The sequence below is a fragment of the Serratia sp. PL7 genome (assembly GCF_945957435.1).
On record NZ_CAMFLB010000001.1, the window covers coordinates 1343481 to 1356811 of the forward strand.

Sequence of the window (13331 nt, forward strand, 5' to 3'; positions counted from 1 at the left end):
TCTCTCCCTAACCCAACGCCTTGGCGGCCTGGTGGATGGCGGCGCGAATGCGCACATAGGTGGCGCAACGGCAAACGTTGCCGCCCATCGCCGCGTCGATGTCCGCATCGCTCGGGTTCTTGCTTTGCGCCAGCAGCGCGCTGGCGCTCATGATCTGGCCGGACTGGCAGTAACCGCACTGCACCACGTCCAGATCAAGCCAGGCTTCCTGCACCGCCTTGCCTTCCGGCGTGGCGCCCACGGCTTCGATGGTGGTGATTTTTTTGCCGACGGCGGCGGAGACCGGCGTCATGCATGAACGCACCGGCACGCCGTCCAGATGCACGGTACAGGCGCCGCACATGGCGATGCCGCAGCCGAATTTGGTGCCGGTCAGGCCGGCTTCGTCACGCAAGAACCACAGCAGCGGCATGTGCGGATCGCCCTCGAAGGTCAGCGGCTGCTCGTTTACGGTTAATTGAATCATCAGGTTCTCTCCTTGTCAGACGCCGGATTCGCAGTGGGATTATGCAGCGGCAGGCTCAGCGAGGTGCGCGGCCGCCCGAGCAGCGCCAGCGCGTTGCCGACTGCCGGGGCAATGGTCGGCACCCCCAGCTCGCCCACGCCGGTCGGTTTCTCGCTCGAGGGCACAATGATCACCTCGATCTCCGGCATCTCATCGATGCGCAACGGGCGGAAGTTATTGAAGTTGGACTGTTCGACCACGCCGTCTTTCAGCGTGATATTGCCGTACAGCGCCAGGCTCAGGCCGTAACCGATGCCGCCCTCGATCTGCGCGCGGATCACATCGGGGTTCACCGCCACGCCGCAATCCACCGCGCACCACACTTTATGCACTTTCGGGATGCCGCCTTCGCCGATCGACACCTCGGCCACCTGCGCCACATAGGTGTCGAACGCCTTGGCGACGCCCACGCCGCGCGCGCGTCCGTCTACCACTTTAGCGCCCTGCCAGTCAGCGGCTTTCGCTACCGCCCGCAGCACGCCCGCCGCGCGCGGCGCATCGCCCATCAGCGCCAGCCGCCCTTCGACCGGATCCTGGCCGGTTTCCTGCAACAGCTGATCGATAAAGCTCTCCACCGCGTGGCCGGTGTGGGTGCTGGCGACCGACCGCAGCGAGGTGGTAGGCACCTTGCCGGGCACGATATGCGCATCGCAGCGGAAGGCTTCGAAAGTGTATGAGACCTCGCTGGCGCCTTCGACCATCATCTGATCGAGGCCGTTGACCACCAGCGCATCCATCGCGCTGTGGCGCGTCCAGGAGTGACCGACCACGGTATCGGTCCAGCCCACCACCTTGCCGCCCCGAATGGCGCCGCGCAGGCGGTGCAGGATCATCGGGCGATACCAGCCGTTGCGGATGTCGTCCTCGCGCGTCCACACCACCTTCACGCCGTGGCCGGGGCCGATGCCCTTGGCCGCCGCCGCCATGTCGGCCGCCAGATCCGGCCCCAGCGTCGGGTTGCCTAAATCGATGCGCCGGCCGAAGCTGCCGCCCGCCAGAATGGTTTCAATCTGCACCTTGTCCGGCGGCAACTCGAACAGATCGCACAGCTGCTTGTGGTCGAGCGTTTGGATTTGGCAGCCGTAGCGCGCCTTGACGCTCTCGCCGTCCCAGAACAGATAGCCGTCCAGCGGCTCCATCGGCGCGTGCGCGACGTACGGGAAGGTGTATTCGGCCTCGATCACCTTGTCGGCCTTGTCGAACACCTCGTCCGGCTTGCCAAGACTCTTCGCCACCACGCCGGTTTTCTGCGCCACCTGGCGGAACTCGGCGTAGATTTCCTCGGTGTTGCGTCGCTCCGCCTGCGCGTCGTCCCAGGTGACCCGCAGCCGGTCCCGCCCCTGGATCGCCGCCCAGGTATTGTTGGCGTAAACCGCCACGCCGGTGGCAACCTGTTTCACCGCCACCACGCCCGGTACCGCCAGCGCGCGTTCGGCGTCAAACGTCGCCACCTTGCCGCCGAAACGCGGCGGTTTTTTGATGGTGACGGTCAACATGCCCGGCTCGTGGATATCCTGCGAGAACTGCGCGCTGCCGTTGGTTTTCGCCAGCGAATCGACGCGGTGCAAACCGCGCGTTTTGCCGATCAGGGTGAAATTGGCCGGCTCCTTCAGCGTCAGGCTAGCGGGATCGGGCGGCGGCAGCGTGGCGGCCAGCGCGGCGAATTCGCCGAAGCCCGCTTCGCGCCCGCTGGCGGCATGGTGGATCTTGCCTGCCTGCACGGTGATTTCCTGCGCCGAGGTTTTCCAGCTCTGCGCGGCGGCCTGCACCAACAGCGCGCGCGCCATGGCGCCCATGCGCCGCATTTGCTCATAGGCATTGGCCACCGAGCTGGAACCGCCGGTGCCCTGGAATCCGAAGGCCAGGTTTTTGTAGATATTGGTGTCCACCGGCGCGGCCACGACCCGCACCTGTGCCCAGTCGGCATCGAGCTCTTCGGCGACCAGCGTCGCCATGCCGGTATAGACCCCCTGGCCCACTTCGGTGTGTTTACTGATGACGGTGACGACGCCGTCGGCGCCGATCTGAACGAAGGCGTTGGCGTCTAACGCCGCCGCGCCGGAGGCGATCGGGGCAGCCGAACGCGCCAGCGCGCCGGTGGATGGCAGATAGGCGCCGATCACCAACGCCCCGGCGCCGACGATAAACCGCCGCCGCGAAAGCGGAACTTGGGATATGCTCATTGCTCATGACTCCAAAAAAACCGAAGGCGTCACTGCCTTCGGCGAAACAAATCTTGTTATGGGAATGGCTTGTTGCGCCCGTCAGGTGATATAGCGCAACAGAGCAATAATTAGCGTAGCCTATTATCCAGTAGACTTAATGTTGAAGAGGGTTTTTCTATTGGAGAATCGTGCGGTGCGGGCAGGCACCCGCACCGGGGTCAACTCTGCGTCGTCGCCAGATAGGAGAAGACGCTGAGCAGGTTGATTTGCGCCGCCATGTTGTCGCTGTCGAAGGCCACGGTCAGCGCGTCCTGGCGCTCCACGCCAGGCACCAGGCTGAACAGATCCGCCAGCACCGGTTTGGCCGCCATCAGCGTCAGCCGGTAAGGTGGCATAAAACGGCGCTCCACCGGCAGTCTGGCGCCCTGGCGCACCTGTTGCATCGCCCGTTCGCGGATCTCCGCCCGCGCCCGCTGTGGGCTGAGCGATTCGGCGGCGGTTTGCGAGAGGGCGCGTTTTACGCAAACATAGCCAGATTGCGGATAACGTTCAGCGATCCAACGTTGCAGCTCGTCGTCACCGCTCACCAACCACAGCGGCACGTTCAACTCCGCCGCCATCGCCGCATACAGATCGCTTTCGCCTACCACCTCGCCGTTCAGGCTGACGCGATAAAAGGCCCGGCCGTTGATGGTATGCGCCAGCACGCCGCGTTCGCCGGCGGCGCTGTGATAACCGATAAACATCAGGCCGTCGTAACGTTGATGCTGCAGCCCTTCCACCATCGACAGCCCGCGCGGCTTGCCCTGCACCAGGCGCGCCCGCGCATCGATGCGATCGGCGCGCAGATTCTGCATCATGGCGTGGCTGTCGGCCACCGTCACCTCGGTGGCGCCGCCGGCAAAAGCGCCGTCGATGGCGGCGTTGACCTCCTGCTCCATCAGCTCGCGCGCCACCGCATAGTCAGCATGGGCCGGGTTGCACTGCTCCGGCCGCATCACGCCGGCAATACCCTCGATATCCGCAGAGATAAAGACCTTCACATCAGGCTCCCGTTATTTGATTTGCCGCCGCCAGCCGATCCAGCAGCGGGCCCAGCGCTGCGCGCGCATGCTGCTGAAAACCGCTAACGCCTTCGGCGCTCAGCAACGCATCCAATACTGCGTATTCGGTGGCATCCGCGGCAGCCGCAAACAGCGGCTCCAGCCGTTCGTCCGGCAGCGTGGCCCCCAGCAACCGGGTGGAGAACGCCAGCGCGATGTCGCCGGAGCCGTGCCCCCAATGGCTGCCCACCCGCCCCAGACCCGCGCCCGCTCGGCGGGCGATACGGTTCAGTTGCCGGCTGTCCAGCGCCCGATCGCAGGCGATGATGATAATGACCGAACCGGCGTCCACCTGCGGCGGTGGGTCCGCCAGCAGCTTGCCCAGCGCCGGGCCGACGCGCACGCCGCTCAGCGTCAACGAGTCGAGGGTACCGAAGTTGGCCAGCACCAGCACGCCGAGCGTGGTGCCAAGCCCCGGGCAATAACGCGAGGCGGTGCCGATGCCGCCCTTCAGGCCGAAGCTGCTCATGCCGCGCCCGGCGCCGACGCTGCCGCGCGCAAAGCGGGTGGAATGGTTATCCAGCGCGCTGAAGACGTGCTCCTCACGCACCGCCATCGCCTGAATATCGTTGAGGTAGCCGTCGTTGCACTCCAGCACCAGCGGGTTGATGGTGGCGCTGCCGCGGCCGATCTGCGGGTAGCGCAAGCAACTGCGCCGCACCATGGCGTTGAACAGCGTGCCGACGGCGAAGGTGTTGCTCAGCAGGATCGGCGTTTGCAACTCCCCCAGCTCATTCAATTGCACCAATCCCAGCGGCTTGGCGAAGCCATTGAGCACCGCGCTGCCGCACGGCAACGGTTGGTTGAACAGATCGCCCGGCGGCACGATGGCGGTGACGCCGGTCTGGCATTCGCCGTCGGCCAAGGTGTGATGCCCGACGCTGACGCCCGGCACGTCACACAGGCTGTCTGTCGGCCCGGCCGGATAGCGCGCGCCCGGCAGGCGGCGATGGCGCCGCCAATAGCTCAGCAGATTGTCGAGGCTTTGTTGTTCAAACACCTGGCTGTCAATCATGGTTCCCTCATCCGCCGTTAGCCCATCAGAAAACCAGAATATCGCGCAATGCGCCGCGCCGTAAATTGAAAGCGGAAGCGGGCAGCAAAAATCGCCTTGCCCCATCGCCGTTCAGACCCACTCGCAGGGCATCGAAGACACCCTGCTGCGTTATCAAGATCTGGTGCTGAAGGCACGCAAACGCTGCGACGTGGCGCACGGCAAAGACATGGCTATCACCCACGGCGGGTATGAAGACTGAAGAGCGAAATCGGCAAACACATTCTCGCCGGCATGTGGGAGACCATTTTGGGCGGCCCGCAGGCCTGAGCCTTATTGGGTTTTTAGCGGGCAATCGGATAGTATAAAAAAATGAATGATTCAAAACTGGATTATGGCTCAATTGAATAAATAAACCATGACCATAACAATGACGCAAACAGAGCAAAACAATAAATCACCGGAAAAATTTCTCAATGAGTCCAAATAGTCATTGCTGTTCTTATTTAGTTGGTTAATGGCATCATTTTCGTTCTCAGCTTCTACTTCAATATGATGCTTTCTGAACCCTTTCTGCTTCATATCTTTAATTATTTCTCGTGTAACCACTTCCTTTCTCTGCACCCTTGATTCATCGCTCTTTATAAAAACAACATATTTATTCATCATATACCCCATAAAAGCACAGAATTTTACTTCTGTGCTGGGATTGCAGCTGTTAATTAGCGTTTGGTTCTGGATTCTCTGGCCTCTCTCGGTCCAGTGCCATTGCCGCCATAACCATTTCCTGTAGAACTGCCATTCCCCAGAAACCACTGGCGCAGGAACCGCTGTCATAAGGGCTATTTTTTGACAAGAATGACTGAAGGTGTATTCTCACTGCTGAAAATAATCATATTGGAATAAAATCCAGAATAATATACCGAACCTAATTACACGCAGATGCTATCGATTCAATTAATTGAATCGCCAAATAATCTCAACGCCCAAGATTAATAACCCAATAAAGAAGAGGCGACGGAACAGCTGCGGGCGACAATGACGACGCACCCTCTCCCCCAGCCACATGCCGCCCAGCGCCGGCAACAGCGCCAACAGCGAACCGCCGAGCAGCGTAGCGGGCAGCGCCTGATGCCAGGCTAATCCGGCGGCCAGCGCCAGCGTCGAGACGGTGAACGACAGCCCCAGCGCCTGCACCAGATCGTCACGCGCCAGGCCCAATGCGTTCAGATAGGGCACCGCCGGTATGACGAATACGCCGGTGGCGCCGGTCAGCGTACCGGTCACCAGGCCGCACAGCGGCCCCAGCCAAGGCTCTGCCGTGGCGGAAACGCGCCAGTCGAAACGGGTGAATCCCAACAGCGCATAGCCGATCAGGCAAACGCCCAGCGCCAGCGGCGCCAGGCGGCCATCGATGTCGGTGAGCGCGCCGGCGCTCAATAACGTGCCCAGCATGACGCACAGCATCATCGGCCAGAGCCGCCGGCACAGCGCCCCCAACCGTGGCCCGCACAGCAACTGCCACAGGTTGGTGATCAGCGAGGGCAACAGCAGCAGCGCGGCGGCCTGCCCCGGCGGCATCATCAGGCTGAGCAACCCCATCGACACCGTCGGCAACCCCAGACCGATCGCCCCTTTGACCGTGCCGGCCAGCGTAAAAATGCCCGTCAGGGCGATAATCTCGAGTAACGTCAGCGACATGCGTCTATCCTTATGGCGAATCAACGGCTCGATTGTGGCCAGCGCCGCGCCGCAGCACAATGCGGCAATGGCAGAGCCTGCCTGCGGCAAAGACAGAGGAATAACGCATGCATTTTGACTTTATCGATCTGCGGCTGTTGGTGGCGGTGCTCGAAACCGGCAGCATCACCGCCGGCGGCGAGCGCGTCGGGCTGTCGCTGGCCGCCGCCAGCGCCCGCATGCGCGGGCTGGAACAACAGGCCGGCGTGGCGCTGTTGACACGCAATCCGCGCGGCGTCCAGGCGACGCCCGCCGGTGAGCGCCTGTTGCAACACGCGCGCGTGCTGCTGCAACAGCGCGACCGGCTACGGGGTGATATGGCCGAGTTCGCGCCGGGCCAGCGCAGCCAGCTGCGCATCGTCGCCAATACCGTCGCCGCCGACGCTTTTCTGCCGGAGCTGTTGGCGGATTTTCTGGTGCTGCACCCGCACACCGACATCGCGCTGGAGGAGCTGCCCAGCCCGGCCATCGCGCTGGCGATCGCCGAATGGGCGGCGGATATCGGCATCGTGGCGGACCACGCCGATCTGCGTGGGCTGGCAAGCTACCCTTTTCGCCAGGATCGTCTGGTGCTGGCGCTGCCGCCGGGGCATGCGCTCAGCGGCCGCCGCTCGCTCAGCTTTGCGGACGCCCTGCCTTTTGATTTCATCGGCCTGCCGGAAGAGAGTGCGCTGCAACAGCATCTGGAACAGCTGGCGATACGCAGCGGCGGCCCGATGCGGCTGCGGGCGCGTGCGGCTAATTTCGACGCCATCTGCCGCATGGTGCTGCGCGGCGCCGGGCTGGCGGTGGTGCCGGAAGAGAGCGCCCAACGCCATCCGGAAATTCGACACGCCGCCCTGCCGCTGACGGACGAGTGGGCGACCCGGCGTTTATCGATCGTGGTACGTGAGCAGGCGCAGCTGCCGCTGCCGGCGCAGCGGCTGGTGGCGTTCCTGCGCCATGCCTGAGGCGGCTCAATGCGTGCCCGGATCTGCACGCAGCCGCGCCACCTGAGCCTCCACGTCGCGCCAGGCCGGTTTGTCGCCGGCATAGCGTTGGCGCAGATAATTCACCAGCGCCGTCACCTGCCGATCGGAAAAGCTGTCCTTGAAGCCCGGCATAAAGCCCAATTCGGCGGTGGCCGGTTTGGGGATCCCTTGCAGGATCACTTTGATCAGGTTATCGGGGCGATCGCTGAAGATATTGGTGTTATTGGCCAGATCCGGGCTGACGCCGAACAGCTGCGGCCCGCCGACGGCGGCGCTGTGGCAGGCCTGGCAAGCGCCCTGGAACAACCGCTCGCCCGCCAGCTGACCCGCAGGCAACACGCGGGCCGCCAACTGCGCCTGCGGTTCCACATTCAGCGTCGCCTTGGTGCTCAGCGACATCACATAATTGGCCATCGCCCGCAGATCGCTCTGCGGCAACGTCGCCAGTTCGCTGACCACCGGCCCCATCGGCCCGGCCGCCACGCCGTGCTCGGCGGAATGCCCGCTGCGGAAGTACTGAAACAGCTGTTCCTCGGTCCAGGGCTTGTCCGCATTGGCCAATTGATTCAGCGCCGGCGCTTCCCACCCGTCCACCATCCCCCCCGCCAGGAAAGCCGCGCCGCCCTTTTCCGCCCCCAGCAGATTGCGCGGCGAATGGCAGGCGGCACAGTGACCAAGGCCGTTGACCAGATAGGCGCCGCGGTTCCACTGCGCGCTTTGTTGCGGATCGGGTTGATATTCCCCCTGGCGCAGGAACAGCGCGTTCCAGCCGGCCATCAGCGGCCGCAGGTTAAACGGGAAACGCATCTGATTGGCCGGATTGCTCTGGCGCACCGCCGGTTGCGACATCAGATAAGCGTACAGCGCCTGCATGTCGCCGTCGGTCATTTTACTGAAGGCGGTGTAAGGAAATGCCGGATACAGATGGCGGCCGTCGCGGGCGATGCCCTGGCGCATCGCCCGATCGAACGCGGTAAATGACCAGTTGCCGATGCCGGTTGCCACATCCGGGGTAATGTTGGTGCTGTAGAGCGTGCCGAACGGCGTCGCCATCGCCAGCCCGCCGGCGTTGGTCGCCCCTTCCGACGCGGTATGGCAAACCGCGCAGTCTCCGGCGGCGGCCAGCTGGCGGCCGCGCTCCAGCGTGGTGGCCGACCAGGTGCCGGCGCCAGGCGTCGCCACCGGCGCGATCTCCGCCCGCCACGGCAAGGCGCTGCCGGCGATGCCCAGCACCGCGCCGAACAGCCCCGCCGCGCCGCCGAACCACCATTTGCCGCGCTTCTTTTTCGTGGGAGGGGCGGCCTGCCGCTCGGCATCCGGCCCGTTCAGCGCCTCACGCAGCTTGTCCGAGGTGATCGGCAGCTCGCGAAAACGAATGCCGGTGGCGTCGAACACCGCGTTGGCGATGGCCGCCGCGCTGGGCACCGACGCCGACTCCCCGGCGCCCAGCGGCGGATCGTAAGGGCGCGGCATCATCACCACGTCCACCTCCGGCACCTCCGGGAAGGTCAGGATCGGGTAAGCTCCCCACTCTTTGGCAGAGACCGTCGATTCCTCAAACGTAACGCGCTCTTTCAACACCCGGCTGGTCGATTGCAATACGTTGCCATGGATTTGGTGACGCACGCCGTCCGGGTTAACCATCATGCCCGCGTCGTGGCCGACCACGATGCGCGTTACCGCCACTTCGCCGCTGGCTTTGTCGATCGCAACGTCAGCCACCCAGGCGGCCCAGGCCGCGCCAAAGCCGGGAAACTTGCTGTGGATGTAACGGGCGTAGGCAAAGCCGCGCCCGCGCAGCACGCCGTCTTCCGCCGGGGTCTGCATCGGTTCGGTATGCGGCGTCCAGCCGGCGCGTTCTGCGGTGCTGCGCATCAGTTCACTGGCGCGTTCGTCATGGATATAGCGCAGCCGATATTCCAGCGGGTCGACGCCGGCGGCGTGGGCCAGCTCATCGATATAAGATTCGTGGGCGAAGGTGTTCGGCAAGGCGGAAACGCCGCGCATCCAGGAGGCGCGCACGATCGGCGCCATGTCCTCGATGCTGACGCGCAGCGCCGGATACGCATAAGGCGGCACCGAAGTGCGGTCGCCCATTTCATAGGCCACCGGCAGCGGCTCAACCCGGCCGGTCAGCAACAGCGCCAGCGTCGGCGCGCCGTTGGAAGGATAATAGGTGCGAAAGTCGTAGGCGACCGGGTGCCCGGCGGCGTCCAGCCCGCCGTCCACCTCCATCAGCTGCGCCGTGCCCTTCGGTTCCCACACATGTTCTTGTTCGCGGGTCAGCTGCACCCGCACCGGCCTGCCCACCGCGCGCGACAGCAGCGCCGCGTCGGCGCAGACGTCATCGGCGCAATTGCGGCCATAGCAACCGGCCGCCTCCATGCGAACGATCTCGATCTGCGCTTCCGGGTACTCCAGCAGCCAGGCCAGATCGGCGCGCAGCAGGTGCGGATTCTGGCTGCCTGACCAGACCTGCAGGCGCTCCGGCCGGTAATCCGCCAGCGCGCAGGAAGGGCCAATCGAGGCATGCAGCTGATACGGCCACAGGTAGCTGCGGGTGAAACGCCTGTCGGCCGCCGCCAGCGCCGCATCCACATCGCCGGTATCGTGCACCACCCGGGTCGAGTGCGGATTGTCGCGCAGCGCCTGCGCCACGTCGGTCATCTGCGGCAAATTGCGGCGCCAGTCTTTCCAGCTGACCTGCAGCGCCTGCGCCGCCTTGATCGCCTGCTCTTCGCGCTCGGCGACGATGCCGATGAAATCGCCGATCACCACCAGTTTGACGATGCCGGGAATATGCGCGATCGAAGTTTCATCCACCGCCAACAGGCTGGTGCCGACAAATTCGCCGCTGTCGTAGCCGGCATAGGGCGGCCGCACCACCCGGCCGTGCAGCATGTTCGGCAGGCGCATATCGTGTACGTAGGTGGTTTCGCCGGTCGCCTTGGCCGGAATATCGACGCGCGCGGTGCTGGTGCCCACCAGGCGATACTCCGCCTGCGGTTTCAGCGGCGCGTCGCCGGAAATCGACAGCTCGACATGACCGCCGGCCACCAGCTCGGCGTAGCTGAGCGCCTGCCCCTGCGGGCTGCGGATCACGCCCTCCTCCAGCGTCAGCTGTTCCACCGGCGCATCGAAGCGCTGCGCCGCCTGGCGCAACAGCCAACGGCGCGCTTCGGCGGCGGCGTTGCGCAGCGGCACGGCGGAGATCTGCAGCGTGGCGCTGGCGATGGTGGCGCCCTGATTCGGCGCGCGCTCGGTATCGCCCAACACCATTTGCACCTGATCCATGCGCAGGTACAGCTCTTCGGCGACGATCTGCCCGAGCGCGGTGCGCACGCCGGTGCCAAGATCGACATGGCCGTTAAAGGCATAGATTTCGCCGCTGCCGCACAGGGCGATAAACAGCCCCTGCTCTTTGGGCTTCAGCACCGGCGTTTGCCCTTTGGGCACCAGTCCCGGCGGCGGTTGCACGCTGTCGACGATCAGCAGCACGCCGTCGCGCTGCAGCAAGTCGGCCTGGCTCGGCGATGGGACACGGGAATCAGTCATGGGCGTGGGCGTCCTCATCGCGGCAGAGAATGATGGCGCGCTGAACCGCACGCAGGATTTCGAGATGGGTGCCGCAGCGGCACAGGTTGCCGGACAGCGCCTGACGGATCTCCGCCTCGCTCGGGGCGGGATTACGATCCAACAGGGCTTTGGTGGTCATGATCATGCCATTGAGACAGTAGCCGCATTGCGCCGCCTGCTCTTCGATAAAGGCACGCTGCACCGGGTGCGGGCGCTGGCGATCGCCAAGGCCTTCCAGGGTCACGATCGCCCGGCCGGACACGCCGAGCGCCGGGATCACGCAGGAACGCGCCGCCACGCCGTCGATCAACACAGTACACGCACCGCATTCGCCCAGACCGCAGCCGTATTTCGGGCCTTTGAGCGCCAGATCGTTGCGCAGTACCAGCAAGAGCGGCGTATCCGCCATCACCTGCGCATGAAGCTGTTCGCCGTTCACCGACAGCATCAGCGGATGCTCCGTCAGCGTGGTTTTCGCGCCGTCCCTGGGCGATTGCACTTCAGATATCGCCATTGTTCGCGTCTCCGCCTGCACGTGATGATCTTATGGGCTGGCCTCTCGCCGCCGACCACCAGGCAACCGACGTTGCTCGGGCGAATCAGCCGGTGGGCGGATCTTCCAGCATTTTATTCAGCAGGAATATCAGCGCTATCCGTTCGGCCGGGTTCAGCGTACCGAACGTCAGTTCTGTGATTTTCGCCGCCTGCGGCACCGTTTCCGCCAGCAGCGCGCCGCCGGCGTCGGTGAGGCCGACCACCACCTTGCGCCGATCGATCGGATCCGGCGTTACCGTGATCAGATCGCGCGCCTTCAGCCGTTCGACGATGCCGCGGATGGTGGCCTGATCCACCGCCGTCACCTGCACCAGCTCGGTCAGCGAGCTCGGCCCCATATCGCGCACCGCGCACAGGGTGATGAACTGCACCGCCGTCAGCTGCGAATCGCCGACGTTTTGCTGGAAAATCGCCACGTGGCGCTGATAAACCTTGCGCAGCAGGTGCCCGACTTGCTCGGTAAAATGATAATTTTCAGGTTGGCCGCTCACGGCTGACGGGTATTCGGGGGGCGTCATTGCGTTACTCTCACCATCTATGGAATCCACGAGAATAGTACAAACCCCCGCCGTTGGCAGCAACGATTACGCCCGGCGCACGCGCGACGCTTCCGGCGCCACCACTTCCCCGTCCGCCACCACCGTTTGCCCGTCGAGGCGAATGTCGCAGCGGCGCAGTGCGATATCCATATGGCAAGGCGTTTTGCGCGTGCCGCCCACTTCGGTGTTCGGCCCGGTGGAGAACAGGAAGTTGCCGTAGAACGCGCGCGCGTCCATGCACATGCCGTCGTTCTTGTCGTGCAGACCCATCGCCGTCCACTGGGCGCGCGGCTGCAGACCCCAGCCGATGTGCGAGATGCCGTACACCTCCGGATCGTCGAAGTATTTCATGTATTCGCGCAGGTATTCCGCCTCGAAGCCGCCGTGAATGCGAGTAACGAACCCTTGTTCGATCTCCAGCGTGATGCGTTCACGCGCATAGCTTTTGAACGGCAGCAAGATATCGCCGACCTCCAGCACCAGCACCCCTTCCGCCTGCTCCTCATTCGGCCAGGTGAACAGGAAACCGCTCGGCCAGTGATCCCAGCGCCCCGGTTCATCGGCATAGCCGTACTCGGTCACCGTCGGGTATTGCCCCAGCGGCGCGCGGAAATCGCTGCCGGCGGCGGAGGTCACCTGCATCAGCTTCGCCTGCTCCAGCACGGCGGCGGCGGCCAGCACCCGCGCCTTGTCCTCCGCGTTGGGCAACATGCGCGCCAGCACCTCCGGCGGCTCCACCGCCAGCAGGATGCGGGTGCCAGTTTTCAGGATCTGTTCCTGCTCCGGCGAATGCAGCAGCATCATGGTATCGACGATCAGGTCGGCGGCCTCCAGCGCACGCTGCGCCGCCAGATTGCCGGTCAGCGCGGTATCGCCGCAATAGGCGGTCATGTCGTTGCCCATCGCTCGCGGATGGTTGAACGCCGGCAGTTCGACGGCATACACCTTGGCGCCCAGCCGCAGCGCTGCGTCGGTCGCGGCGCGCACCGTGCGCGCATCGGAATAATGGCTTTTCAAAATCGCCACGCTCTGCGAAGCATCAACCTTCGACAGCGTAAGCACCTGCTCGAACAGCTGTACCAACTGGGTTTCATTGACCGCCATGGCCTGTCTCCTGTCTCGTCAAGGGTGACCGACGCCCGCAAGGCGGCGGTGATTTTTCAAACAATTTAAAGTGAACACA

Annotated in this window: 11 protein-coding genes and 1 pseudogene; 2 read left to right on the top strand and 10 right to left on the bottom strand. The window is 64.2% G+C overall.

Annotated elements, in window-relative coordinates:
- Positions 1-7 precede the first annotated feature (7 nt).
- The 4 genes from N6G83_RS06245 to N6G83_RS06260 all read right to left on the bottom strand — a co-directional run bounded on the left by N6G83_RS06245 (position 8) and on the right by N6G83_RS06260 (position 4788).
- On the bottom strand, positions 8-466 hold the full coding sequence (locus N6G83_RS06245) for a (2Fe-2S)-binding protein (RefSeq protein WP_025302752.1): 459 nt from the start codon (positions 464-466) through the stop codon (positions 8-10).
- Complete coding sequence (locus N6G83_RS06250; protein WP_260514908.1) at positions 466-2688, bottom strand: molybdopterin cofactor-binding domain-containing protein; 2223 nt, start codon at positions 2686-2688, stop codon at positions 466-468. The genes N6G83_RS06245 and N6G83_RS06250 overlap by 1 nt, the downstream gene beginning before the upstream one ends.
- A 200-nt stretch (positions 2689-2888) precedes the next feature.
- Entirely contained in the window at positions 2889-3713 is an 825-nt protein-coding gene (locus N6G83_RS06255; RefSeq protein WP_043143230.1) for a M55 family metallopeptidase, read from the bottom strand.
- Between the two features lies 1 nt (position 3714).
- Positions 3715-4788: a P1 family peptidase gene (locus N6G83_RS06260; protein WP_260514909.1), complete on the bottom strand. Its 1074-nt coding sequence runs from the start codon at positions 4786-4788 to the stop codon at positions 3715-3717.
- Between the two features lie 109 nt (positions 4789-4897).
- Between N6G83_RS06260 and N6G83_RS06265 the strand changes: the two are divergent.
- Positions 4898-5097 (top strand): annotated as a pseudogene (locus N6G83_RS06265) (monooxygenase); the annotation flags it as partial.
- A 69-nt stretch (positions 5098-5166) separates the two neighbouring features.
- On the opposite strand, the gene N6G83_RS06270 reads toward N6G83_RS06265, so the two are convergent.
- Together N6G83_RS06270 and N6G83_RS06275 are read right to left on the bottom strand one after the other, a co-directional pair.
- Complete coding sequence (locus N6G83_RS06270; RefSeq protein WP_043143311.1) at positions 5167-5433, bottom strand: hypothetical protein; 267 nt, start codon at positions 5431-5433, stop codon at positions 5167-5169.
- 291 nt (positions 5434-5724) lie between these two features.
- The gene (locus tag N6G83_RS06275; RefSeq protein ID WP_197790234.1) at positions 5725-6468 is read right to left on the bottom strand and encodes a sulfite exporter TauE/SafE family protein; all 744 of its coding nucleotides are present in this window, start codon (positions 6466-6468) and stop codon (positions 5725-5727) included.
- A 107-nt stretch (positions 6469-6575) separates the two neighbouring features.
- Here N6G83_RS06275 and N6G83_RS06280 point away from each other — a divergent pair, with 107 nt between their 5' ends.
- Entirely contained in the window at positions 6576-7457 is an 882-nt protein-coding gene (locus tag N6G83_RS06280) for a LysR substrate-binding domain-containing protein (RefSeq protein ID WP_197821841.1), read from the top strand.
- Between the two features lie 6 nt (positions 7458-7463).
- On the opposite strand, the gene N6G83_RS06285 is transcribed toward N6G83_RS06280, so the two are convergent.
- The 4 genes from N6G83_RS06285 to N6G83_RS06300 form a co-directional block, all read right to left on the bottom strand.
- Positions 7464-11033, bottom strand: coding sequence for a molybdopterin-dependent oxidoreductase (locus N6G83_RS06285; RefSeq protein ID WP_260514910.1), 3570 nt, complete (start codon positions 11031-11033; stop codon positions 7464-7466).
- Positions 11026-11568, bottom strand: a complete 543-nt coding sequence (locus N6G83_RS06290) for a (2Fe-2S)-binding protein (RefSeq protein WP_260514911.1) — start codon at positions 11566-11568, stop codon at positions 11026-11028. The genes N6G83_RS06285 and N6G83_RS06290 overlap by 8 nt, the downstream gene beginning before the upstream one ends.
- An 85-nt stretch (positions 11569-11653) precedes the next feature.
- Positions 11654-12127: a MarR family winged helix-turn-helix transcriptional regulator gene (locus tag N6G83_RS06295; protein ID WP_043143235.1), complete on the bottom strand. Its 474-nt coding sequence runs from the start codon at positions 12125-12127 to the stop codon at positions 11654-11656.
- Between the two features lie 66 nt (positions 12128-12193).
- Positions 12194-13252, bottom strand: coding sequence for a 2,5-dihydroxypyridine 5,6-dioxygenase (locus tag N6G83_RS06300; protein WP_025302742.1), 1059 nt, complete (start codon positions 13250-13252; stop codon positions 12194-12196).
- Between the last annotated feature and the right edge of the window lie 79 nt (positions 13253-13331).